Raw genomic sequence first — 23,185 nt, 5'->3', positions numbered from 1 at the left:
AGCCTAGCGAATCTGCGCACGGTTGGCGGTCACGCCGCGGACATGGCGCAGGGCACGCCATCGAACGTTCGTTCATGGTGCTCCATCCTGGCCGGCCAATCTGTGCGCAGCATTCTGCAAGCCGCCCAGGATGCTGTCAGCCACCTGCTCGGGAAAGTCCACAGGTAACTTCGTCCGCACCGCCGCGATCACCTGGGGCGTGCGCGCGGTCAGGTCATCGAGGATGAACGCAACCTCCCGACCGTCGTCGGTCACGATGCCATGGCGGGCTCCCAGTGCCAGCCAGTGTCGGCGCAGGATGTCGCGCATCTTCCAGTGCGCGTTCTTCGAGCGCACGGCCATGGCCATCCGCGCCTTGAACGGTGAAAGCTTTCCGGGTTCCTCGCCGAGCACCGGCCAGGCCGACAGCACGTCGTAGAGCGGGGTGAGCTGGTATCGTCCGCCAGGCCTCTGGTGCAGGCTGAAATTCTTGGCGTGGCCGTCCGTGGCGCAGAGCATCCAGAACAGCACCTGCGCCTGGAAGAAGGTTCGGCGGTCATGCTCTCGTGTCACCGAACCTGCCAGCAGATCCAGAATGCGGTCCATCCCTGGGCCGCCATCGGCTTCGTACTTGGCATCGGGATGCGTGCCGGTGGCCTGGCACATGTCCTCCTGGGGAAGCCGGACGAGGCGGCGATCGCCCGCAGGGCTGTTCCACCATGCCCGGTCGAAGCGTTCGACCGCCAGGGCCTTCATGTCCTCGAACTGCAGGAGTTCACACACCGCCACGGGCAGACCGAATTCGCGCAGGATCAGCGAGCACAGCCACTCGTTCTCGACGGAGTCGCGCATGTCGATCTTCAGGCCACCGATCAATCCCAGGGGCAGTTTGAGGATGTGCGTGGTGGGCGTGCTTGCGCGGGGCAGGTGCCATTGCCCATCGTGGTGGAGCAGGGCGGTCTTTTCCTGGGCCCCGGCGATGGAGATCCGGAAATCGTCGTCGCTGCCCACCATGCCCAGGATGTTCGTGGCCGTGGTGCCGCGCAAGATCTGCGCGACCTGTGATTCGTTCAGGGGCTCTGCCTCCAGGGGGACGATGCCCGCCGAGGCCTGGTCGGCAGGCAGGATTTCCAGCGCGCCCACGCAGTCGCGGCCGATCTCTGCCAACAGGTCGAAAGCGTCGGTGGTGCCGGTCCGGTAGCGCCGGGCGATCCGCTCGCGGATGTCCCTGCTGTCGGGCAGCAGGTTCTCGAAGTATGTGCGGACCTGGGGGCCGCGATGCGGCGCATTGCCCGGGGTGAAAGGCAGGGACAGAGACAGCGCTCGCCCTTGCTCCGACCGGGTCCACGCGGTGTCGTACTGCAGGGTGTCAGGCGCGTTCGGAGACAGGTGCCAGGTGCCGACGAATGCACCGTTCATCCAGAGATTCAGAGAGCGCTTGTGCGAACGGCGACCCATGGCGTTCACCAATTCGGAGTGCCGCCCGCCACCCGCAGCGACTCCGGACTCGGGGAAGGTGCCGGCGCGGAATTGTCGAGCACCATCTCCACGCCCAAAACGCTCAATAGCTGCAACAGCCGTGCTGCACCCATGTTCCCGGCGTTGCGCTCCAGCGCGGAGTACGTTTGCTGAGTGACACCCAGGCGCAAGGCCACATCGCTTTGCGTCAGCCCGCTCTGCTTGCGGAAGGCCTGGAGCAGAGCGGGCAGCTGATCTGCCGTGCGTACCGTGAATCCGGGCATACAAACCTTAGGCTGTATTTCGAATTTACAGATTATAAGCAGTAAGTTGGAATAACAGCTTTTGAAATGTAAATTGCTTTTCTTTGAGGGACGCCCGTACACGACACAGTACCTTCATTCCGAGGCCGATTTGCCCTCCTCCTCGCCCCGGATTTCCCCCGCATTGAACGCCTGCCGGTACCGTGCCGCCGCCGGATAGGCCGCGCGGCGCACGCGCATGATCGAGCCCAGGGGGCGGTGCGCGGCCAGGCCGCGCCAGGGGCTGAAGGACAGGCGGTCGTCTTCCTGCGGGCTGTGCTCCGGGTCCCAGGTCGCCTGGGCGGGAACGTGGACGCGCGCGACGGCGACGTAGGGCGACAGGTCCTGCGGCCATTCCACGGAGGCGTCCTCCAGCGGCATCTTCTCGATGTCCACGCACAGCTGCACGCGCAGCTCCCAGGTGCCGCCGTGGGCGCGAAGGGCGTCCGACACCGCATCCCGCAGTGCGTGCGGGCTGGCGGAGAGGTCCACGGGCGCTTCCTTGAGGGCTGCGATCTCCGGCGATACGGGGGCCAGGCTGAGCTTGGCCATGTAGGGGCCGAACAGCAGCGGCACCTGCGTGAAATACGTCTCTCCCAGCGGATGGGTGGCCGGGTGTCCGCCCATGGCCTTGAGGGTGGCGCTTTCGCCGCCGGCCTTCTCGACGAGGCTCTCCAGCCCGCGCAGCGCGGCCGAGAGGATCTTTTTGGCCTGCGGGGCCTTGTCGGTGGTGGCGGCCAGGAGCTTGAGGCTGCGCAGGAACTGCTTCGCCGTGGCCGCGGTGAAGACGGGCCCGTTGACCATGAGGAAGTCCTGCTCGGCGAGGCCGTCGGCCGGGTCCAGGCGGGGGCCGTCCGCACCCAGCACCTTGAGCGCCAGGCCGCGGGGGGTGGAGACGGCGTCGTCCAGCAGATCGCCCGGCGTGCTGGAGATGCGCATCACGACATCGTGCGTGCCCGGCCGCGCGAACAGGCCCTGCGCGAGCGGCGGCAGCAGGGGCAGCACCTCCAGGGTGCCGTGCAGGATGCCGTGGGATTTGGCGTGCACGCTGCGGTAGGCGCGGCCTTCGTCCTTGGCGACGGTCTCGCTGATGCGGCGCATGGCCGCCAGCAGTTCCGCGTTGGTCTGTTTCTCGTCCTCTTCGGGGACTTCGTAGTCCGGGCGGTAGGGCAGGGGATGGGGCGGCGGCGTGGGGGTGGAGTGGGGCATGTGGCGGCGCTGGGAGATGTGGTGTGAAACGTGGTGCTCAGGGCTGCGCTGGATGGGCCGGAGGGACCGGGACGCTGGCCGTGGCCCGCCCGACACGGACCGGAATGCACTTGGATGCGGGGACGTGGCTCTTGTCCGCATGGTGGCCCAGCGGCACGAGCGGGTTGCACTCGGGGAAGTAGCCCGCCACGGAGCCGGCCGGCAGGTCGAAGGGCACGGCCTGCAGGCCCTCCAGCTGCCGCAGGTGGCCGTCGTCCAGCGCGGTCGTCACGTGCACGGCGTCGCCCTTTGCGAGGCCGCGGCGGGCCATGTCGTCGGGGTGCATCAGCAAGACGTTGCGCGTGCCGTGGATGTTGCGGAAGCGGTCGGTCAGGCTGTAGACGGTGGTGTTGAACTGGTCTTCGCTGCGCAGGGTCATGAGGTTCAGCACGTCGGCGTCCTGCGCCGTGGTGGTGTCCGCTGGCGGCACCACGAAGCAGGCCTTGCCGCTCGGGGTCTTCCAGTGGCGCTCACGGGCGGCGTTGGGCTTGGGCAGGCCGCCGGGCTCGTGCAGCCGGTGGTGGAAGTTCCGGAAGATGTCCGGCCAGGTGGCTTCGATGGCGGTGCGCACGAGCGTGTAGTCGCCTGTCCAGGCCTCCCAGGGCACGCGCGGATTGTCCGGCAGCGTGGCCCGGGCGATGCCCGCGACGATCGCGGCTTCGGAACGGAGCGTGGGCGCGGCGGGGGCGGCGACACCGTGCGACGGGTGGATCACGCCCATGGAGTCTTCGATCGACACGGTCTGCGGTCCGGAGGCCTGCGTGTCGATCTCGATGCGGCCGAGGCAGGGCAGCAGGTAGGTGTCCTGCGCGGGAACGGCGTGGGTGTGGTTCAGGCGCGTGGCCACGTGGACGGCGAGCCGCAGGCGGCTCCAGCCCGCCTCCAGCCGGCGCGTGTCGGGCGCGGCGCGCACGAAGTTGCCGCCCAGGCCGATGAAGGCACGCACCGAGCCGTCGATGATGCCCTCGCAGGTGGCGATCGTGTCGCGGCCCTTGTGGCGCGGGGGCTCGAAGCGGTAGAGCCCGGCGAGGCGGTCCAGCGGCGCGAGTTCGGGCTTTTCCGTGATGCCGACGGTGCGCTGGCCCTGCACGTTGGAGTGGCCGCGCACCGGGCAGATGCCCGCGCCCGGCTTGCCGATGTTGCCGCGCAGCAGGAGCAGGTTGCTCACCATCTGCACGTTGGCGACGCCGTGGCGGTGCTGGGTCAGGCCCATGCCGTAGACGGCGATCACGCTGCCGGCCTGCGCGTAGGTCTGCGCGGCCTGTGAGAGCGCGGCGCGCGAGAGGCCGCTGTCCCGTTCGATGTCGTCCCAACGGCTCGCGCGCATCGCGGCGGCGAACGCGTCGATGCCCTGCGTGTGCTGCGCGATGAAGTCCACGTCCAGCACCCGGGTGGCACCGTGCATCTGCGCCTCGTCGTCGGCCTCGATGAGCCATTTGCACAGGCCCGTGAGCGCAGCGAGGTCGCCGCCGTTGCGCACCTGCAGGTACTGGGTGCTGATCGCCGTGTCCTTCGGCGTGAGCATGTCCACGGGCGACTGCGGGTTCGCGAAGTGCAGGAGCCCGGGTTCCTTGATCGGGTTGAAGGTCACCACGGGCACGCCGCGCTCCCGCGCTTCCTGCAGCGGATGGAGCATGCGCGGGCTGTTGGTGCCGACGTTCTGGCCGAAGAAGAAGATGGCCCCGGCGTGCCCGAAATCCTCCAGACGCACGGTGCCCACCGGCACGCCGATGGTTTCCGGCAGCGCGACCGAGGTGCTCTCGTGGCACATGTTGGAGCTGTCGGGCAGGTTGTTGTTGCCGTACAGCCGGGCTAGCAATTGGTACATGTAGCTGGTTTCGAGCGAGGCACGGCCGGAGGCGTAGAAGATGGCTGTTTGAGGGTCTTCGGCGCGCAGCTCCTTGAGCGCATGACCGATGCCGGCGAAGGCTTCTTCCCAGGTGACGGCGACATACCGGTCCTGCGCAGCGTCGTAGCGCAGGGGCTCGGTCAGGCGGCCTGCGGTCTCCAAGTCGAGGTCGGACCATTGCCGCAGTTCGGCGAGCGCGTGGCGCGCGAAGAAGTCCGGGCCCGCGCGCTTGTCCGTGAGTTCCCATGCGGTCGCCTTGGCGCCGTTGTCGCAGAACTCCGCGGCCCTCGGCTGGGCCGGTTTGCCCCACGCGCATCCCGTGCAGGCGAAGCCGTCGGCCTTGTTCTGGTGCCGCAGGGCGGCGAGCGTGGTGAGCGGTGCGCCCTCCTTGAGGACGCTGACGGCGACGGCCTTCATCGAACCCCAGCCGCCGGCGGCGTGCGGGTAGGGCGGAATGGGTTCTACAGGGGGCGTGGCACGGGAGCTCATCGCGTCTCCCTGGCCGAGGCACTGCCCGCCGCGCGGCAGGCAAAAAGAGAGGAGGCGTGATGGAAGCGCATGCGGGCCACGGCGGGGTAGAGGGTGCTCCACTGTGCGCGTGGCGGTCTGGCCGCAGGCGTCAGCCGGACCGTGGCGGCGGCGTAGGAGGCCATGCCGAGCTCGGCAGGTGCCCTGCCGGAAGCCGGCACGCCCTACCGTGCTGGCCAAGCGCAGAACCGCACCTGCGTGCGGTCCGGGCCTTTGGAGCGGCTAACACGACCCTTCTGGCGTCGTTGCCGCATCTGGTCGTACTGCTCGTACTGCCTGCGATGCGGCGCCTAGCCAGAACCGCTTCGCTGGGTCGTGTGAGCCGCTCTTAGCGCGGCCGGCTTCAGCGCGGCAATGCGATGCGCAGCACGTCGAAAGGCAGCAGCGGGGGCGGTGCCTTCTGCCTGTCGAGCTGCCCGTTCACCACCAGCAGCGCGGAGCCGTGCAGGGCCGCGGTGGTCGGGTACTTCAGGCGCGGATCGCGCAGGCGCTGCACGATGCGGCCGCTGCTCCAGTCGCTGGCGAGGGCGACGCGCACCAGCTCGTTGTTCGCGTTGCGCATGACGTAAAGATCGCCTGGGCCTGCGAGCACGAGCCCGTCGCCGTTGCGCAGGTCCCCGCCTTCGAGGCGGACCTCGGCCACGTCGCGCGTGGCGGTATCGATGCGCCAGAGCTGGCCGGTCGCATGCTGCACGGCGAGCAGGCGGCGGCCGTCTTCGGAGGCCACGATGCCGTTCAGGTTCATCTGGTTGGGCTGGTAGCGGATCGGCGTGTGGCGCAGGTCGAGCCATGGCTCCAGCGCGGCGGGCGCACCGGGTGCCGTGGCGATGCGCCAGAGCACGGGCCGGAAGGAGTCGGTGACGTACGCATGCTGCGGCGCGAGCGCGATGTCGTTGAGGAAGGCCTGCCCGTCCTTCGGCCCCTCGATGACGGCGAGCGTCGCGGCGCTCTGCAGATCGACGACGGCCACGGTGTCGGTGGCGCCGCCCGCCACCCACAGGCGTCCGTTGCCGTCCACCTTCATGCCCAGGGCCGCCTGGCGGCCGGGCGAGCCGCCGAGCTGGAAGCGCTCGGCCTTCTGCGTGCCCCGCGCGATGCGGTAGAGGTGGCCTTCGGTGCTGGAGCCGACATAGGCGATGCCCGTGCGCGGATCGACGGCGATGCCTTCGGGGTAGGCGTTGGCGCCTTCGATGGTGGCGCGGCCCTGCACCATGCTGGGCGCGGCCGGCTCGATGAGGCCGCAGGCCAGGCGGCCGCCGGAGTTGCCGGCCGGATCGCTGGCGTAGTCGTCCTGCTTCTCGTGGACGACGAGGGTGCGGCCGAGCACCGAGGTCTTGCCCGCGAGCAGCGTCACATGGGGGTTGGTGAAGCGCAGCGAGCCCTTGCCGTCCGCGCCGACCTGGATGTTGGGCGCCTCGCCCGCGTGCACCTCGTGCGGCGACTGGCCCGGGCGGCCGTGGTTGCGCGCCATGTAGGGATCGAAATGGCCGCCCGCGGCCCCGAAATCGACCACGCGCCCCGTGGCGGCATCGGGCCCGGGAGCGCATTCGCCATTCGCATGGATGTGGAAACCGTGCAGGCCCGGGGCCATGTCCTGCACCTCGATCGCGATCTCCACGCCGCCACCCTGCGGCAATTCCGTGAGCATCGCGCGGCCGGCCGGGGCACCCGCGGCGGTTTTCAGCAGGACGACGGCCGATGTCGCGTCGGGCGCGACCATGTCGGTCGCCGTGCCGGCGCCGCCCGGGATGCCGATGGCGCTTTGCGCGGGGGGCATGTCGTAGTTCTGCAGGGCAGCGCAGCCACCGAGCAGCAGGGCGGCGGCGCCCGTGGCACAGGCACCGGCAAGGGAGGAGAGTCGGAAGGAATGGGTCATGGCGGCACGCAGAGAATGTGGGAGGAGGAGCGAGGCGGCCGGTCAGCGGTTGCCGTGGCTGATGCGGTAGATCACGCCGTTCTGGTCCTCGGCGAGCAGCAGTGCGCCGTCGCGCGCCTGGGCGAGGCCCGCGAGGCGGCCGAACTGCGCGGGCCGGCGGGCCTTGTCCTGCTCCGCGGGTGCGGCCGCGGGGCCGGGCTGCGATGCCACCGCGGCGGGCGTGGACATGAGCCAGCCCGCGGCGAACTCCTCCGTGCCGGTGGGACGGCCTTCGGCGTCGAAGCGCACCCGCACCACGTTGTAGCCGCTGGGCTGCGAGCGGTTCCACGAGCCGCGGAAGGCCACGAAGGCGTCGCCGCGGTACTGCTGCGGGAACTGCTCGCCCGTGTAGAAGACGAAGCCGATCGGCGCGGCATGGGCGGTGTACTGCAGCAGCGGGGCCTCGGTCGTGGGGCAGAAATCCGCCTTGGTGGTGTTCGGCGGTTCGTTGACCTGGAACTTGGTCACCTGCCGGTCGCCCCAGCAGTAGGGCCAGCCGTAGTGCTTGTTGGGCAGGATGGCGTTCAGTTCTTCGGGCGGCGTGTCGTCGCCCTGGAAGTCGGAGCCGTGGTCGAAGCCGTAGAGCACGCCGGTGCGCGGATGCCAGCCGAAGCCGATGGTGTTGCGCAGCCCCTGCGCCACCACTTCGCGGCCCGATCCGTCCGGGCGCATGCGCAGCATCGTGGCCGATTCGCCGTTGGTCTCGCGGCAGTTGTTGCAGGTGGAGCCCACGGTCAGATACAGCCAGCCATCGGGCCCGAAGGCGATGGTGCGGTTGGGGTGCTGGCCGGCATCGGGCAGGTCGTCGGCGAGGATGCGCGGGGCCGAGAGCGTGCCGTCCGGCTGCACGTCGGCCACCATCAGCTTCTTGTCGGTCACGAGGTACAGCTTGCCGTCACGCAGCGCAAGGCCATGCGCGTATTTCGCGTTCTGCAGCACCACCTTCTGCTGGTCCGCGCGGCCGTCGCCATCGCTGTCGCGCAGCCACAGCACGTCGCCCTGCTCGCGGCGGCTGGCGTACACGTCGCCATTGGGCGCGACGGCCAGCCAGCGCACGTTGTTCAGGTCCCTGGCGAACACCGAGACCTTGAAGCCTGCGGGCACGCGCAACTGCCCGAGCAGCGATTCATCGAAGCGCACGGGCGTGGGTTCGAGCACGCCGCCCGTCACGGTGGTGGGGCCGTCGCCGGGCGGGAGCTGCGCCTGCGCGGCGAGGCTGCAGGCGGCCAGGGACAACAGGGTGGCGGCGGCACGGAGCGGGAGTGCAGGGACGGGCATGGAGCGGCTCGCTGGTGAGCCCACCGATGGGTGGGCGGGTGGAATGCGGGGGCTGGTGGGCTCACGCATTCTTCGAGTCCTGTCCACTGCATGCCGGTCGGCGAGACGCCTTCCGCTGTGTAGGAGCGGCTGCGTTGAACCCGCGTTTTCGTAACAGCGATCAACGGCTGACGGGATTCGACAGGCCGTCAGTGGTCTGCCGCGGCAGGGCTGGTGAGGGGGCCGGTGGCTGTGAAGGGGGCGGCGCGGGAGGGAGGTCTCCGGGCGGACGCGGCAGTTCATCGGGGACCTGGTGCAAAGGGTGGTGTGCGGGATCGGTGGCCATTGGGTGTCTCCTGAACGAGATATGTCGGCAGTCACGGACTGCCCACTATCGAGGCGTGTCGGGCCAAGCCGCGTAGGACCGCCGCGCCCGCAACTGCGTCACTCCCCCAATGGCGCCGATGTTTGTATCTTTGTTTTTCTTAAGTAACTTCATGAAAATATAATTGCTCATCAGTGCGGCATGACTGATTGCCCTCTGAAGCAAGCAATCGGCGCGGCTCCGTCAAAGCAAGGCGCCAGTAAGAAGCCCATCCATCACCGTCGAAAGTCTTCATGTACCGATTACGACTCATCGCGATGCTTTCCATCGCGCTGCTCCTTGGCGCTTGCGCGTCGCCCCTGCGGACGAGCCTGACCCCCGAGCAACGCAGCAAGGTCACTGAACTCACGGCCCATGTGGTGGTGGTGCAGGACGAAGTGATTGCCGCTGTGCAACCGTCTACGGTCGGGGCAGCCAATGGCCTTATCGGCGCCATGATCGATAGCCACATCACGAACAACCGGGTGAAGGAGTCTCAAAGCGCCCTCGGCCCTTTCTATGCCGCCATCGAGGATGTCGATTACCGCAAAGAATTCAACCAATCGATCCAGCAGGAACTTTCCGGGTATCCGATCAAGATCAGCCGGTTTACGACGACGCCCCGCGCCGTGTCGAAAGACGAAATCACCCGGTTGCGCTCCGATCTCCAGCCGGGGCAGGCGCTGCTGGTCATCCTTCCCAGGTACACGTTGAGCATGGACTTCCGCACGTTCGATGTGGAGTCGATGGTTGGCATCTGGCTGCGGCCCGGCGAATCGGAGTCCCAGATGCCAAGCCAGCGCGGGCAAATGCGCTATCAATCTGCGCCCGTGGGGCCGGGCGGCAGGGAATCGCTCGCGCTGTGGGCGGCGCAGGGGGCGGCTCCTTTTCGCAATGCCATGCGCGAGTCCATTGCAGAAACGGTCCGGATGGTGATGCTGGACATCGATGTGGCCGCCAAAGCGCCTGAGGAGAAGGATCTCCAGACTTTCCCGTTCAACCAGGGAATGGGGAAAGGGGAGATCAAGGGGCAGGTACTGAAGACGGGCAACGGCCGGGTCATTCTGCTGGGCTCCGATATGAAGCTCTATTCCCTGCCGCACAGCGGCAGCCTCGCGACGACAGCGCAGCAATGATTCCGGGAACCGACATGCATCAACAAACCCAATGGATCACCGGCCTGGCCGTTCTTCTGCTCAGCACGGCCGCTGCTGCGCAGCCCGCGGTGCCTGACAAGGACGCGGCATTCACTGTGAAGATGACATACGACCCGAGCGAGAGCGAGGCAGGCACCATGTCGTCCTTTCAGGCCAGCCCTTGTGTCCTGCACATCGCAACTGCTTCAGATGCCCGGCAAAACAAGGAAACCATAGGGCAGTCGTTCAGCGGCCCGCTTCTGGCGGAAGGCGTCAGCCCGTGGATGACTGAGGGACTCAAGCAACTCAAAGCCTTCGGTTACACCATCGGGAGCACGCCGCCGGACGGCACACCAGCCGCGGACGGCCTGACCGTGCGTACCACCTTGACGCGGGCATACACCTGGCATGTCGGCATGAAGATTTTCAGCATGGTGGGAGTGAAGGCCGAGTTCGCGGACCGCAACGGTGTGCTGCAGCAAAAGTATTACCGCTCCCATGGCGACAAGACCAATATGTGGGGAGCGCAAGGCGAGTACGTGACGACGCTCAACTATGGTCTGAACAACCTGCTGCCTTTTCTGGCGCGGGACATGCAGTCGCTGTGCAAGGGAGAGAAGGTCGAGGGCTATACCTACGCCGGGCCTGACGGGCTGCCGAAATAAGCGGAGCGGGGGCGCGGTGGGGAGTCTTGTTGGCTTCCTACCGGCTTTCTGCGTTCGTTCAGCACCGGGTCGCCTCGCCGCCAGATCTGGCGGCTTCGCATACGGTGACGGCTGTGGACGTTCAATCTACACTAGGTCTATCAACCTCTTCGGCGCCACCAACTTCCGTGATCTGGGCGGTTGCTCAGACTGGGGCGGGCGGCGTGTGCGTTGGCGGTGCATGTTCCGCCTCATCGCGACCACGCATCTAACCCTCAAGTGCTCGTCAACGTATTCCGCGCTTCGGCATCGCCGAGATGCTGCGGCAGGTTTTTGGGGCGGGGACCATAAACTGCCAGAAGCCGCCCGCTGGTCCCGTCATCTCGTACGGTGGGGCTGGGATCACAGCCGATCGCATCTGGATCCAGTTTGGCAGAATACTGAAATTGAGTGACGGGGAAGAGGTCAGCCCATTTGCGGCATGGCGATGGGAAAGATGCATAAAAGAAGAGACGCGATACCGGTCATTGATCTTTTTGCCGGCCCTGGGGGACTTTGCGAAGGATTCTCATCTGTTGTGGACGCGACAGGGAGCCGTCGTTTCGCCGTAAAGATTTCCATTGAGAAGGATCCGGTCGCTCATCGGACTCTGCTGCTGCGGGCGATCTTCCGCCAGTTTCCCGATGGCAAGGTTCCGGGCTGCTACTACGACTACGTCCGCGGCAAGATAAACCGTGAGCAGTTCCTGGCCCATCCTGAGATCAAGGCCGTGGCGGAGCATGCCGCCAGGGAGGCTCGATGCGCTGAGCTGGGCGTCACACCGGCCAGTGAGGTTGACGGCTGGATCCGCGAAGCCCTGGGCGACCAGACAGATTGGGTGCTTATCGGAGGCCCGCCTTGTCAAGCCTACTCGCTCGCAGGCCGGTCACGGCTGCGCAGCAAGGACGTGAAGAAGTTCGAGGCCGATGCCAAGCACTTCCTCTACATTGAATACCTGCGGATCATCCAGCAGTTTGCCCCGGCGGTCTTCGTGATGGAGAACGTCAAGGGGATGCTCAACTCTACCAATTCCGGCAAGCGCATCTTCGAGCAGATCCTCACCGACCTGAAAGCGCCCAAGGCCGGCTTGAGCTATGAGGTCCGCTCCCTTGTGGTTCACAAGGCGGAGGGCGAGCTCGACCCTAACGACTATGTGATCGAGGCTGACGACTACGGTATCCCTCAGAGTCGGCACCGGGTCATCCTCTTTGGCATCCGATCGGACATAGCGGCGGCGACCCAGGCGCTCAAGGATCGCCCGGGGGACTTCCTGCTTTGTAAACAGCCCAAAAAAGTCGGCGTGAGCGCCGCATTGGCCGGCCTGCCGGAGCTGCGCAGCCGCTTGTCCAGAGAACCTGACTCGCAAGAGGCATGGATCAAGGCCGTCAAGGAGTCTCCGAGCACCCTGGTGGGGTGGCGTGTGCCACTGCGGGCTGTCATCGAGTCAGCCATGGAGAAGTTCATCAAGAAGGCCGAGAAGCAATCGAGCTTCGGCGGTCCCTTCATAGAGACAGTCGTCGATCCGGGGAACTGCATGCCCCAGGATCTGCAGGACTGGTATCTTGATCCCAAGCTCGGCGGCGTCTTGCATCACGAGACCCGCAGCCATATGCGCTCGGATCTCCACCGCTACATGTTCGCCTCGTGTTTCGCCGCGACGCAGAAATATGCGCCGGACCTGCGCGACTTTCCGCCCAGGCTGCTGCCCGATCATGTGAACGTGGACGAGGAGACGATCCCCTTCAAGGACCGCTTCCGCGTCCAGATGGGCAAGCATCCGTCGTCGACAGTTGTGGCGCATATCAAAAAGGATGGGCACTACTACATCCACCCCGACCCGGGCCAGTGCCGCAGCTTGACGGCGCGCGAGGCCGCCCGCTTGCAGACCTTCCCCGACAACTACTTCTTTGAAGGGAACAGGACAGAGCAATACGGCCAGATAGGCAATGCCGTTCCGCCATTGCTGGCCAAGCAGATCGGCCAGATCATCTCCGACTTCATGGCTTCGCCGCGCAAGCGGTGAGTAGCCCCGAAGCGCAGGTCAGTCGGCGATGCGGAAGTCTCGCCATTGGCCAAGTTGCAAGCCCGATCCCACTGCCATGCCTCAGCCCTTCGACGGCGCTCTGATCTCGCCAACTGGGGCATCGCTGTCAATCCAGGCCCGCAGGGCATCCGACAAGCCCTCGGCGGTCACTGGATCACGTGTCGAGCACTCCCAGACGTTGAGCACTCGCCACCCCATCTCCGCAAGCTTGTCGGCAGCGCGTCGGTCGCGATCGACATTGCCTTGCAGCTTGGTCGTCCAGAACTCAGTTCGAGTGGATGGCGTCTTGGCGTATTTGCATCCCTGGTGGGCATGCCAGAAGCAGCCGTGCACGAAGATCGCGATTTTGCGGCCTGGCATGGCGATGTCGGGCGTGCCCGGTAGATCGCGACGATGCAGACGGAAGCGGTGTCCCATCGCGAACAGTGCTTTGCGGACCAGCATCTCTGGCAGAGAGTTCTTGCCTTTGATGCCGGACATCATCTGGCTGCGTTTGGCGGGGCTGACGACATCGACCATGGCGGACCACGATACGCTAAGCGAGTCCGGTCTGCCGATCAGGCAACCTTGACTTCCGGGATGTCGTCCGCCGGCTCTGAATAGCTCGCACCCATCACGGCGTCCTTGCACTCTGGCCGCTTGGCCCACTCCGACACCATGCGTCCCCCGGAGGTGGTATGCAGCGCGTCGTTGACTTCCCGGGCCCAAGTGGCGATCTGCTTCATGAGCTCTGGCGAAACGGCCTGCTTTTCCCAGATGCGGTTCAGATCGATGCGCGAACCGAGCTTCTCGGAAAGAACGGATATCGTGTAAGCCGTTACGTTGGCTTGGAAGGCCTGGAACATCGGCCGCAGCAGCTTTTGTGCGTCGCGGTATAGCTTGGCCTTGGCGATCATTGCCTTGAAGTCCGCCACGCTGGGCAGCGGAGCCTCCTGGCCCTCGGAGGGAGACAGCGCGGCCATGAAGCGGTCGAAGTTCTTCTGCGAGCCCATGCTCACGATATCGGGCTTGCAGTCCCAGGCGTTGAGGTATTTGGCCAGGTCCGTCTTGGTCACGCGCCTTACGCTCGGGATTGCATCCTTCAAGGCCCTGAGGCGGGCTGGGGTGTTGCCCTCGCGAGATAGCAAGGTGTTGTAGCTGCCGGCGGCGCGCTCATAGAACCACTGACCAACGCCATCGGGGCAATAAACCGAGCGCGAGAGCTTTTCGATTTCGACGTGAAAAGGTTTGTTGGCGGACAGGTCCGATTGCCGGACTGCGTTTTGGCTGTTTGCGAAGCGCGAGATGTCTGAGACCAGAGCCTCCTCCTTGATGGAGTCGTGCGCTTTCATCACGATGATCTTGGCCGGCACACGCACGCGGCTCAGATCGGTGTCCGGATACTTCTTCTTGGTGAAGTAGAGCGACGCGGTGGTCTGTCCGCCGTTGACGATCTGCAAGCCTTTGAGCCAGGCGATGCCTTGCTCGCCCTGCGAGGTCTTGCCCAGCACCATCTCGTCGGCCACGATGACAATGCCGTTGTTGTAAGCCATGAAGCGCTCGGGCGCGGAGCGAAGCGTCGACTGAATGCCGGCGTTGACGCCCTTGCCCTTGACGCTGAGGAACGAGCGGACATTCGCCTCCAGCAGACGCGCGCCGAACTTCTCATAGAGCAACCGCAGCGCTTCGCCGGGAACGGCTGTCATCGCATAGTTGTAATCGTCGTTTTCGCCCGGGACGTAGACGCAAGGGAGGGGGGAGCCAGAGACCTCGTTGAAATCAACTACCAGCTCATCTCGTGGCTTGCCTTCCGAGGTATGCCGTTGCAGCCGCTCGATGTCCATCACCTCTAGGCGCACGGCCTTGCCGCCTATGTCGCGCGTCTTGAAGCTCTTTGACTTGGCGACCCGGTCGGTGATGACGTAGATGCGGATCTGTTCAAGGTCGTTGTATATGGCCTGCAGCGTCTCGGCCAGCGAGCGCACGTCACTGGATGGGTCGAGTCTCTGAGCCATCTTGCCTTCGGCGCACAGCGTCAAGAAGCGCAGGCAGCGCTCGGCTGCCACTTTCGTCTCGGAATCGGGGATGGGCGTGATTTCTTCGACGCCAGCATAGAGGCTCACGAACAAATCGAGCTGGTCGCCTTCGTCGGAGAGGGAATAACCGCTCAGCCGCAAGATGGCATTGCCCACGGTGCCTTCAAAGTGGCATTCCACGGGCTCGAAGGTCATGCCGATTTCCGACATGTGCTCCATCACGATGCCAGCGAAAACCAGCTCTTCATAGAGAGCGCCTTCACGCATCTGGGATTTGACGGCGGACTGCGTTTCGCGCAGGAATTCCGACAGGCTTGAACTCATATTGCTCCCAATTTCTTCAATGCATCGGCGGTCGGGATGCTCGGTCCCGCGGCCTTGTCCAGATCGATTTCGTATGTGGCCTTCGTGATGCCCAGCGGCACACTGCCTCGGGTGAGGCGCGGAAATCCCTCATTCACCTCGACGACGAGAGTGTCGACCAACGTGAAGCGGCGGATGTAGCGGTCCGCGTGGGCGTCGAAGTAGCCGGCGGCGATCAACCGCTCACTGAGCAGGCGCACGGCCTCGGGTTCGCCCGCGGCGACATCGCGCATCTCCGCCACCAGCTCCGGCAAGCTCTTTCCCGCATCGGTTTGACGCAGCTTGGCGCCGGCTAAAAAGAGCGGTTGGCGCACAGAGTCGTCGAGCTGATCGAGCGAGCCGATCTTGGCGGGAAATCCAGCGGCTGCCAGGGTGGCTTTGACTTCGATCGCTCCCGTGCCCAGCTCGAAGTCGCGGACGCCATCGAGCGGGCCGACCCACGATTCGATCGCGGAGGCCGCCGACACTCCCTCGTCGATGATCACCCGTAGCAGCGTGAGCTCGCCCATCAAGCCGATCTCGGATTCCGGGCTCAGCGACTGAGAGCCCTTGCGCATGAACTCTTGCCAAGCGCCCACCCGACGAAGAAATGCTTGCAGCAGCTTCGGCTCAGCCGCTCCCGTCGCGGCGGCTTCGTCCAGCGCGCCAACAACATCGCAGGCCATGGCCGCGAAAAGCTCGGCGCTGCCGGCGGCTCGGCGAGTCAGCGCGAGCCGAAGCCGACCCGTGCCATTCGAGTCCGCGCGCTCGACGCTGAAGCCTTGGCCCTCGGGCAGCTTCTCGGCAGGCGCTAGTCGAACCGATGAGAAGCCAAGCAGGATTGCTTCGGCGTTGTCAGGAGAGCGCCGACCCGCCTCAATATCGATGGGGCCGGCTGGCGGTAGCGCGATGGCTTGCCAGCCAGGCGCGGGGTCGCTGGATGACAGGGACGACCAAGCCAGCAGAAACTCTTCACTCGGACGGGCCATATTCCTGCAACCAATAGAGGTAGTTGACTTCGTATTCCACGCTGATCGCTTTGTCGCTTGCGGGAAACGCGATGGCGAAGGCCATGATGGGCTTGTCCCAACCAGGAACGATGAGGCGATCACGTGTCTTGACCTTTTCCTTATCGCTTTCCTTGTAGAAATAGGGTGTGAGCGGATAGAGCAGCAGCAACCCGCGATCCGCGTCGCCCCCGAGCTTGCCTCGCGCCGCTCGGATGCCTTTGCCGCTGGGGAAGCTCGGCGGATTGGTGGGGTCGCGCTTGGATGCGGCTTTGGTGAGAGCCAGTGCCTCCCTCCAAGCGCCATCGTCAAGGTCAATGCCTTCGTCCTTCGGATCGATGAGGACGCCGATCGCGAACAGCTTTGGATCTACTCTATCTTCCTCGTCCGGATCCTCCGTCTTGCGGATCGAATAGCTCGTCGACTGCTTTCCTCCGGGAAAAGTGTGCGGAGCGCCGTCGCCCATGCCGCCGCCGAGCAAGGCGACGTTCCACTTGGAGAGCTGACCAATGCCGATCATCTTGACTATGAACTCGGAAAGCAGTGCGGCCTTCGCGCTGCTGGCATTAGGGTGGGTCGTATAGGCGCCCAGGAAAGTCAGCACTTTGGACGCGTCGACATCCTTCCACAGGCGCGCTCCGGGCCAAGAGTCCTGTGCGCCATCCCGCGCGTACTTCGGATCGCAGAGCCAGTTGTCGCCGAGGGATGTGATCAGAGCGTCGGTGGCGTCGAGGTTCCGCTTCTGGATTTCCGCATCCCGGTGGAAGAGGATGGTCTGCGGGCGCGTGCCGCTGTAGCTCAGCGAGAGCGTCTGAGCATTCCGCATCTTCAATGGGGACGTGACGGTGAGCACCTCGTGCGACATGACTTTGAGGCCGTATTGCTCCGGCGTCAGCTTGGCGTCGGCCATGAAATCGAACTCCTCGCGGAGCTCCTCCGACGCGTCGGCGATGTGGGCGAACCACCTGACCAGGTCGGCCGAGGTGTAGAGGCGGCAAAGATCCAGGTAACCCGGGCGATACCCGAACCAACGGCCCATTTGCATGAGCGTGTCATACATCTTCGTCGTGCGGACGAAATAGCTCACGCACAGGCCCTCCAGAGTAAGGCCTCTGGCCAGCTTGTCACCCCCAACCGCGATCACTTTGAGCGCCGCTCCGGGGGTCGCGTAGTCGAGCGCATCCTTGGCTGTGCCGTTGATCGATCGGACCTCGATATCGTCCAGCACGTCGGGCAACGCGCCAAGGACTTCTTCCCAACTTGGCATCGCGGGCGGGCGCTCCTCGGGAGGAGAAAGCTCTGCAACTTGATCTCGGATCGGCAGGAAATCCTGCTCCCAAAGCTCGCGCAGTTGCTTCAGAAGCGCGTCGGCATCGATGCCTCGGGTGATTTTCTGCCGCATGCGCCGAACGACCTCTTCGACCTGCTCGCGTACATGGTTCTGCACATCGACGAAGCGCGTGACGTGGATCAACATCGAGCTGTGCTGGTCCCCCTGGCCGCGCAGCTCCCGCACCGCGCAGGCGAGGACGAACACGCAGATCGCCTCTCGCAACGAAGGAGGAATGGTCTCTTGGCCGTTGTAGGTCGGGACGTGCGTCTTCTTGTGCTTGGGAGGCATCCAGCCCAAGTCGACCTCGGGGTCGTAGTGGTCCCCGATATTCCGCGAGAGCGGTAGCGCGCCCACGCGCCCCTCCTTGGTCATCTTGCCGAACATGCGGGCCGGGCCCACATAGTTGGACGGCGCGGCCAAATTGATGATGAAGGCGCGCGGGAAGAGATCGGGGCCTTCCTTGGCGGTCGCGCCCTTGTGGTGGATGAAGATGTTGGCGAACGGCGTGGCGGTGTAGCCGACATAGGCCTTGCGGGTGAAGGCGTGCAGCACCTGTCGGATCAGGCTGTTGATGGTCTTGGGCTGATGCTCTTCGTCCGGCGTACCGTCGTCGTTGAACATCTGCTCGCCCGTGTCGACCGATGCGTGGTCCGCCTCGTCGTCGATTACCAGCAGCGGCAGTTTCGTCACGAGCTTGCGCCCATCGACAGAGTCGGTGCTGTCGGCCACGCGCGTTCGGATCCAGTTGAGCAGCTCGGTGAGGACGGTCTTCTGCTTCTTCACCACGAAAAGCCAGGGCCGCTCTTCGGGAGAGATGCCATGGAAGTGTTTCGCGATGGACTTGTTGAAGTCGCCGTTTTCAGCGCGGGTCGTCGCGGAGTTGGTCTTCAAATCCTCGCCGAACTCAGCCACACCGATGGGCATACCTGGATCCCGGTCGACCGTTGTCTCGTAGCCGAGGAAACTTTCCTCAAGCCGCATCTGGGTTTGCGAGCGCAGATTGTTGTGCATGCCCGCGAGCACGATGATGATCTTGTAGCCAGCGTCTGCGGCCTTGCAGATGAGCCCCGAGTAGTTGCTGGTCTTGCCCGATTGCACATGGCCCACGACGAGCCCGCGGCGGTCCCAGTCATCCGCGCGCTGAGGGTCCTCCAGCAGGCCCAGGATCTCGTCGGTGGCGTCATTCAGCTCTTCGACGACCTTGTCGGAGAGCTTGGCTTCGAGGAAGTCCCGGTAGCGGCGCCAGTAGTGCCAATCGCGCTTGCGAGCCGCCGAGAGCCAGTCGAAGTGGTTGGTGCTGTCCTTGAGTGTGGTGGACTTGCCGATCCGGTGGCTGAACCGTTGGATCAGAGCGGTGACGGCCTTGGCCTGGTCCACAGCATGCGGCGAATCGCCAGCGAACATCTTCGCCGCGAGCTGAACCTTGTCTGCGATGAAGGCCGGCGTGATCTTGGATGGGTCTTTCTCGGCCTTCACCAGCCGCTGCGCGGTGGCGATGACGTTCTCAAGCAATTCCGCTTGGGCGGCTGCCTCTTCTGCAGCGGTCATTGGTTCCTCCCTAGTTTTGCGACCAGCGTCGGGTATTTTTGGAATGGTTCGGTCCTGAGCAGCGACTTTCGGGCCTCGTCTTCACTCAGTCCTTTGCGCTCGATCAGGTCATCGAAGAGAACGGTGGCTACCTCGATGACCGCGGCCGGGGGCTCGCCCTCAAAACCCGTGCGCGGCGTTTCCTTGTTCTCGGCCGTATCCAGCCAGATGCGCTGGACTGGCACCGTCTCCTCGATGACCCTCAGCATCGCCTTCACCAGCGGCTGCAGATCTCCCGCGCGTTCCAACACGGCGGCCACGGACGCATGCGACTCATCGATACGGTAGCGCGTGCCCGCCTTGAGCTTGTCGACCCGCCAAGCTTGTTCAATGGGTTGATTGCCAGCGGACGGGGCCGGAGATCCACGGAATGCGAATACGCGGCGGGCGCGATCACGGGTGTTGTCGGCCAAGGCCATCAACCACGGGCGCAGCGACACCGGCGGTCGCGCCGTCGACTTGCGAACGTCGATCTTCCAATCGGCATCGGCCGTGTTCGGGATATCCAGCTGGATGCGCGCCAGGCGATGAACCTCCTCGCGATTCCACGCCTTCGGTTTGCCTAGTCCAAGCCATCCGCCGGCGACCAGCAAGCGCTCATTGCGGTAGACGTAGAAGCCTTGCTGCGCGGTCCAGCCGGCCGGACCAGCGTTCGCTTCGTATTCGTTATTGCTCAGCTTGTCACGGTGAGGCAGGACGTGACACTGGACCAACACCAAGCCGCCATTGGTTCGCTGCTGCGCGATGGGCGAGGACCAAGGCTTGGCAGGGTGCCCAGTCATGAATGGATCCCAGGGCGCGACGGGGCGATTGTTGACGAACAGCCTGATCTGCGCCCGCGGCCCCTGGAGCAATCGATGAAACACCATGGCCAAGTGCGCTTCGACGTTGTCCAGAAGGTCGCCGAAGTTGTCCGCCGTATAGCCGGCGGTGACGATGCGGTCCAGCTTTTCCCAAAGCACCAGCGTTCCTGCTGCCCTGCCATCGAGGCCTGCCAGATGCCGCTCGGAGCCGTCGGCCGGGCCTTCGAAGAGCAGCCAGTCGCTTTGCGGGTCTGCCGCCAGCTCATCGAGGTCCCAACGCAGACAGCTTCGCTCGCTGCCCTTGACGCTGGCGACGGTCAGTCGCCGGCACTGTGAAAGCGAGGCGGTCTTCAACCCCATGCCAAAGCGCCCGAGGTCGTGGGCCTCGCGTGTCGCCAAAGGGTTCTTGTCGCCTAGACGCATCGCGCCTTCAAGCTCTGGGTCACTCATGCCGCGCCCGTCATCCAGGATCAGCACGCGGCTTTCGGGGCCGTCCCATCGGAAATCTATTCGGACCTCGCTCGCGCCGGCGGAGATGCTGTTGTCAACGATGTCGGCCAATGCTGCCGCGGTCGAGTAACCCAAGCCCCGCAGGGATTCGAGCATCGCTATCGCGCGAGGCGGAGCTTTACGGGTCTTCGAGGTCATTTCCAGTAACCTTTCCCTGGCCAAAAGGCGAAGCCGAAATCAAGGAGCTTGCGAATCAAAAGGCGGTGCTTGTTGTCGCGGGGTTCAAGAAGCTCCACCCAGATGCTCCCGGAGGTCAGGCGGCTGTCGTCGACCCGGATGCCGAGTTCAACAGCTTGGGAGAGGAGTCGATCGAGGGCGGAGGGCTTCGAGGAGTCGGCCGTTTGGCTGGCCTCGCGCTGCGGCCTTGGCGCAGCCTTGCGCTTGGGCGCCTCGGGATCTGGCTCCGCTTCGGGCGCATCGGCGCCGTCGGATGCGTCCGCGGGCTCCGGCTCATGCCGGCCAGGGGCGAACGGATTTTCCTCGGACTCCAAGCCCAGGACCAGGCGGGCGAAGGGCTCGGAGCGCGCGTGATGCTTGAGTTTTCGGATCGCCTTGGCTTCGATCTGCCGAATGCGCTCGCGTGTCACGCCGAAGCGCTGGCCAACCTCGTCAAGAGTCAGCGCCTCATGGACGCCGATACCGTATCGCAGGCGCAGAACGTGCTCTTCCTTGCGATCCCTGGTCGAGAGCGAGGAGATGTAGCGATCGAGCGCCGCCCTCACCTGGTGCGTTTCGACAGCGTCTGCCGGGTCTGGCAGCCAATATGCGTCGCGGGCATCGAGGGAGATCAGTTCATCGACGGGCGATTCGTCAATGCGCGAGGGCTCCGGCGCGATGCGAAGCAGCGCGGCGAGCTTGTGGCGCGGCATTTCCATGCGCTCCGCCAGCTCGTCGAGGCTTGGCGCACGGTCAGCGAGCATTTCAAAGCGTTGGGCGATACGCTCCGCGCGCTGAGCCTTTTCGTATATGTGGACAGGCATGCGGATCGTCCGGGCCTTGTCGGCGACATAGCGGCTGATTTGCTGCCGGACCCACCAGGTGGCATAGGTTGAGAACCGAAATCCGCGACGCCAGTTGTAGCGATCGACCGCTTTGAGCAGGCCGACGTTGCCCTCCTGCGCCAAGTCGTCCAGCGTCTCGCCGCTGTAAAGGTATTTCCTGGCGTGGAAGAACGCCAGTTTCAGGTTCGCCGCAGTCATGCGGTCGCGAGCGATCCGGAAACTCTTCATGGCTCGAGCGAAAGCGGGGCAAGGCGCCGCGCCTTCCGCCGCATCGATCAGCTCCAGGAGGAAGCGCCGATTCAAGCGCAGGGCGGAAAGCGCCTGGCGGACTTCTTCGGGCGATGCCCGCTGAGGCGCGTCTCTTTCAACGAGCGTCGCTACCCGCTGAAGCGCTTCGGCAAAGGTGGCGTCGCCCGCATCCGTTGGAGTTTGGTCCGTCGACTCGTAATCGACTACCTCTTCTGGCTCCTCCTGCGTTGGCGCATCGGCCTCCAGGCTCTCTGTGGTGGTTGGCTCCGGGTCTGCATCGGCGCCACTGATCCAAATCGACGAGGGCACGCGATCGCCTGCGATGACGGCTGCGCCGGCGGCAAGCGTCAGCGCGAGGCCTTCCGACCACGCCGCCAGGGCGTCGAGCGCAGCCTCGAGACTTGCCTCCATCTCTTTGGCGAGCTGGAGCTCTTCCTCGGCCGTGAGAAGCCGCAGGCGTTGGAACTCATGCTGGTAGATCCGCAAAGGGTCATGTCGCGGCGATGCTGCGCGGTCGATGGCAGCGAAAGCCTCATCAAGCGCCGTCTCCTCGTCGGTCGTCTCCTCGGGAGCGACGAACACCTCGAAGCTCTCGCTGGCGTCGACGTATTCAAAGCGTTCGTCGACTTCGGCTCCAAGGTCGTTAATGACCATGGTCAGAAAAGCCTCAGCCTCGGGATTGGCCGAGCGGTCTTCGTTGGTCGACTGGGCTTGGACATCCAGGCGTGGCACGCTGCCTTCCCGGATAGCCCGAAGCAACAGGCGTCGTAGCAGGGTGCGGCCTTCCGCGTCGTCGATGCGCGCCAGCGGTAGGGCTACCTCGGGGAGGAAAGCCTCGATGTCGTCCCATCCGGTTGAGGAGTCAACCGGTTGGTGAAAGGTGATCTCATCTTGGATCGTAGTGGCCGAGGCCTGGACAACAAGATCAGCCTCGGGCCGCGCGGGCTCATTCTCGGACTCCCAGCCGGACACATCGAATTCCCATGCATCGCTTGCGTCCACAGTGGTCGACAATGGATTGGACGGCGGTTCAGGCGCTGTTGGCAACTGCTCCAGTAGTGCGAGCCTGGAGTGGGCTGCAACCTCAACGGAAACGCTTGCCGCTGCTGCTGTCACATCTACGGCAGTGCCAACACTGGTCGCAGCAAGGGGCTCGGCTGCTGAGCCAAGCTCAACCTCCGGCGCAATGTTGGCCGAAGGAGCGATCGGTTCCGGCGCGCGGACGGCCTCGAGGACCGCGGCAGTGTCACGCGATCCAACGGCGAGGGCAATTTCAAGGGCCGTTTTCCCCGTCGGATCGAGCAGGCGGTGGTCGGCTCCAGCGCTCAGCAGCAACCTGCAGATCGCTGGCTTGTTGCGTGCGGCGGCGAGCATGAGCGGCGTCATACCGCTGGAGTCTCGCGCGTCGAGGTCATCGCCTCGATCAATATGAATTTGAACGGCGCTCTCAACCCCGGCCATGACGGCCATTCGAAGGAACTGGCTCAGGGGGATGGCGTGGGCGACGCTCGGTTCGTTCATCAAGGCGCAGCCATCCCGCCCGCCAGATCAGCGGGTCCTCCCAGATGCGCATCA

16 protein-coding genes are annotated in these 23,185 nt (G+C 64.9%); 4 read left to right on the top strand and 12 right to left on the bottom strand.

What is annotated here, in order from left to right; translation table 11 throughout:
• Positions 1-72: 72 nt before the first annotated feature.
• The 6 genes from ACAV_RS22025 to ACAV_RS22000 form a co-directional block, all read right to left on the bottom strand.
• Positions 73-1,437 carry a type II toxin-antitoxin system HipA family toxin gene (locus ACAV_RS22025; protein WP_013596789.1) on the bottom strand — a complete coding sequence of 455 codons (1,365 nt, stop codon included), beginning with the start codon at positions 1,435-1,437 and terminating at the stop codon, positions 73-75.
• A 5-nt stretch (positions 1,438-1,442) separates the two neighbouring features.
• Entirely contained in the window at positions 1,443-1,721 is a 279-nt protein-coding gene (locus tag ACAV_RS22020; RefSeq protein ID WP_013596788.1) for a helix-turn-helix domain-containing protein, read from the bottom strand.
• Positions 1,722-1,835: 114 nt separating this feature from the next.
• Positions 1,836-2,948, bottom strand: a complete 1,113-nt coding sequence (locus tag ACAV_RS22015) for a catalase family protein (protein WP_013596787.1) — start codon at positions 2,946-2,948, stop codon at positions 1,836-1,838.
• A 37-nt stretch (positions 2,949-2,985) separates the two neighbouring features.
• The gene (locus ACAV_RS22010; RefSeq protein ID WP_013596786.1) at positions 2,986-5,325 is read right to left on the bottom strand and encodes an FdhF/YdeP family oxidoreductase; all 2,340 of its coding nucleotides are present in this window, start codon (positions 5,323-5,325) and stop codon (positions 2,986-2,988) included.
• A gap of 382 nt (positions 5,326-5,707) precedes the next feature.
• Positions 5,708-7,240, bottom strand: coding sequence for a superoxide dismutase family protein (locus ACAV_RS22005; protein WP_013596785.1), 1,533 nt, complete (start codon positions 7,238-7,240; stop codon positions 5,708-5,710).
• A gap of 42 nt (positions 7,241-7,282) precedes the next feature.
• Complete coding sequence (locus tag ACAV_RS22000) at positions 7,283-8,557, bottom strand: PQQ-dependent sugar dehydrogenase (RefSeq protein WP_013596784.1); 1,275 nt, start codon at positions 8,555-8,557, stop codon at positions 7,283-7,285.
• A gap of 621 nt (positions 8,558-9,178) precedes the next feature.
• Here ACAV_RS22000 and ACAV_RS21995 point away from each other — a divergent pair.
• The 4 genes from ACAV_RS21995 to ACAV_RS21985 all read left to right on the top strand — a co-directional run bounded on the left by ACAV_RS21995 (position 9,179) and on the right by ACAV_RS21985 (position 12,742).
• Positions 9,179-10,036, top strand: a complete 858-nt coding sequence (locus ACAV_RS21995; RefSeq protein WP_225981644.1) for a hypothetical protein — start codon at positions 9,179-9,181, stop codon at positions 10,034-10,036.
• A gap of 14 nt (positions 10,037-10,050) precedes the next feature.
• A complete protein-coding gene (locus ACAV_RS21990; protein ID WP_157768804.1) occupies positions 10,051-10,701 on the top strand; it encodes a hypothetical protein in 651 nt (216 codons plus the stop codon).
• 16 nt (positions 10,702-10,717) lie between these two features.
• Complete coding sequence (locus ACAV_RS25210; RefSeq protein ID WP_225981645.1) at positions 10,718-11,134, top strand: tyrosine-protein phosphatase; 417 nt, start codon at positions 10,718-10,720, stop codon at positions 11,132-11,134.
• A gap of 123 nt (positions 11,135-11,257) precedes the next feature.
• The gene (locus ACAV_RS21985) at positions 11,258-12,742 is read left to right on the top strand and encodes a DNA cytosine methyltransferase (RefSeq protein WP_244875500.1); all 1,485 of its coding nucleotides are present in this window, start codon (positions 11,258-11,260) and stop codon (positions 12,740-12,742) included.
• A gap of 81 nt (positions 12,743-12,823) precedes the next feature.
• On the opposite strand, the gene ACAV_RS21980 is transcribed toward ACAV_RS21985, so the two are convergent.
• From ACAV_RS21980 to ACAV_RS23890, 6 genes are read right to left on the bottom strand one after another with little or no spacing between them, the layout of a single operon-like run.
• Positions 12,824-13,282 carry a very short patch repair endonuclease gene (locus tag ACAV_RS21980; protein ID WP_013596780.1) on the bottom strand — a complete coding sequence of 153 codons (459 nt, stop codon included), beginning with the start codon at positions 13,280-13,282 and terminating at the stop codon, positions 12,824-12,826.
• A gap of 38 nt (positions 13,283-13,320) precedes the next feature.
• The gene (locus ACAV_RS21975; RefSeq protein ID WP_013596779.1) at positions 13,321-15,102 is read right to left on the bottom strand and encodes an AIPR family protein; all 1,782 of its coding nucleotides are present in this window, start codon (positions 15,100-15,102) and stop codon (positions 13,321-13,323) included.
• Entirely contained in the window at positions 15,099-16,109 is a 1,011-nt protein-coding gene (locus ACAV_RS21970; RefSeq protein ID WP_013596778.1) for a PD-(D/E)XK motif protein, read from the bottom strand. The genes ACAV_RS21975 and ACAV_RS21970 overlap by 4 nt, the downstream gene beginning before the upstream one ends.
• Entirely contained in the window at positions 16,093-19,008 is a 2,916-nt protein-coding gene (locus tag ACAV_RS21965) for a Z1 domain-containing protein (RefSeq protein WP_013596777.1), read from the bottom strand. Before ACAV_RS21965 ends, ACAV_RS21970 begins: the two co-directional genes overlap by 17 nt.
• Complete coding sequence (locus ACAV_RS21960) at positions 19,005-20,498, bottom strand: ATP-binding protein (RefSeq protein WP_110088274.1); 1,494 nt, start codon at positions 20,496-20,498, stop codon at positions 19,005-19,007. Before ACAV_RS21960 ends, ACAV_RS21965 begins: the two co-directional genes overlap by 4 nt.
• Positions 20,495-23,131 carry a sigma-70 family RNA polymerase sigma factor gene (locus ACAV_RS23890; protein ID WP_013596775.1) on the bottom strand — a complete coding sequence of 879 codons (2,637 nt, stop codon included), beginning with the start codon at positions 23,129-23,131 and terminating at the stop codon, positions 20,495-20,497. The genes ACAV_RS21960 and ACAV_RS23890 overlap by 4 nt, the downstream gene beginning before the upstream one ends.
• Positions 23,132-23,185: the final 54 nt, after the last annotated feature.

Source organism: Paracidovorax avenae ATCC 19860, assembly GCF_000176855.2.
GTDB lineage: Bacteria > Pseudomonadota > Gammaproteobacteria > Burkholderiales > Burkholderiaceae_C > Paracidovorax > Paracidovorax avenae.
This window is presented reverse-complemented; position numbering and strand designations above follow the sequence as displayed.

Bases quoted from the DNA above. Each gene is read 5' to 3' on its own strand.
- ACAV_RS22025 (WP_013596789.1), bottom strand. From the start codon at position 1,437: ATGGGTCGCCGTTCGCACAAGCGCTCTCTGAATCTCTGGATGAACGGT.
- ACAV_RS23890 (WP_013596775.1), bottom strand. From the start codon at position 23,131: ATGAACGAACCGAGCGTCGCCCACGCCATCCCCCTGAGCCAGTTCCTT.
- ACAV_RS21990 (WP_157768804.1), top strand. From the start codon at position 10,051: ATGCATCAACAAACCCAATGGATCACCGGCCTGGCCGTTCTTCTGCTC.
- ACAV_RS22000 (WP_013596784.1), bottom strand. From the start codon at position 8,557: ATGCCCGTCCCTGCACTCCCGCTCCGTGCCGCCGCCACCCTGTTGTCC.
- ACAV_RS21965 (WP_013596777.1), bottom strand. From the start codon at position 19,008: ATGACCGCTGCAGAAGAGGCAGCCGCCCAAGCGGAATTGCTTGAGAAC.
- ACAV_RS21960 (WP_110088274.1), bottom strand. From the start codon at position 20,498: ATGACCTCGAAGACCCGTAAAGCTCCGCCTCGCGCGATAGCGATGCTC.
- ACAV_RS21995 (WP_225981644.1), top strand. From the start codon at position 9,179: ATGCTTTCCATCGCGCTGCTCCTTGGCGCTTGCGCGTCGCCCCTGCGG.
- ACAV_RS22015 (WP_013596787.1), bottom strand. From the start codon at position 2,948: ATGCCCCACTCCACCCCCACGCCGCCGCCCCATCCCCTGCCCTACCGC.
- ACAV_RS21975 (WP_013596779.1), bottom strand. From the start codon at position 15,102: ATGAGTTCAAGCCTGTCGGAATTCCTGCGCGAAACGCAGTCCGCCGTC.
- ACAV_RS22005 (WP_013596785.1), bottom strand. From the start codon at position 7,240: ATGACCCATTCCTTCCGACTCTCCTCCCTTGCCGGTGCCTGTGCCACG.
- ACAV_RS22020 (WP_013596788.1), bottom strand. From the start codon at position 1,721: ATGCCCGGATTCACGGTACGCACGGCAGATCAGCTGCCCGCTCTGCTC.
- ACAV_RS22010 (WP_013596786.1), bottom strand. From the start codon at position 5,325: ATGAGCTCCCGTGCCACGCCCCCTGTAGAACCCATTCCGCCCTACCCG.
- ACAV_RS21970 (WP_013596778.1), bottom strand. From the start codon at position 16,109: ATGGCCCGTCCGAGTGAAGAGTTTCTGCTGGCTTGGTCGTCCCTGTCA.
- ACAV_RS21980 (WP_013596780.1), bottom strand. From the start codon at position 13,282: ATGGTCGATGTCGTCAGCCCCGCCAAACGCAGCCAGATGATGTCCGGC.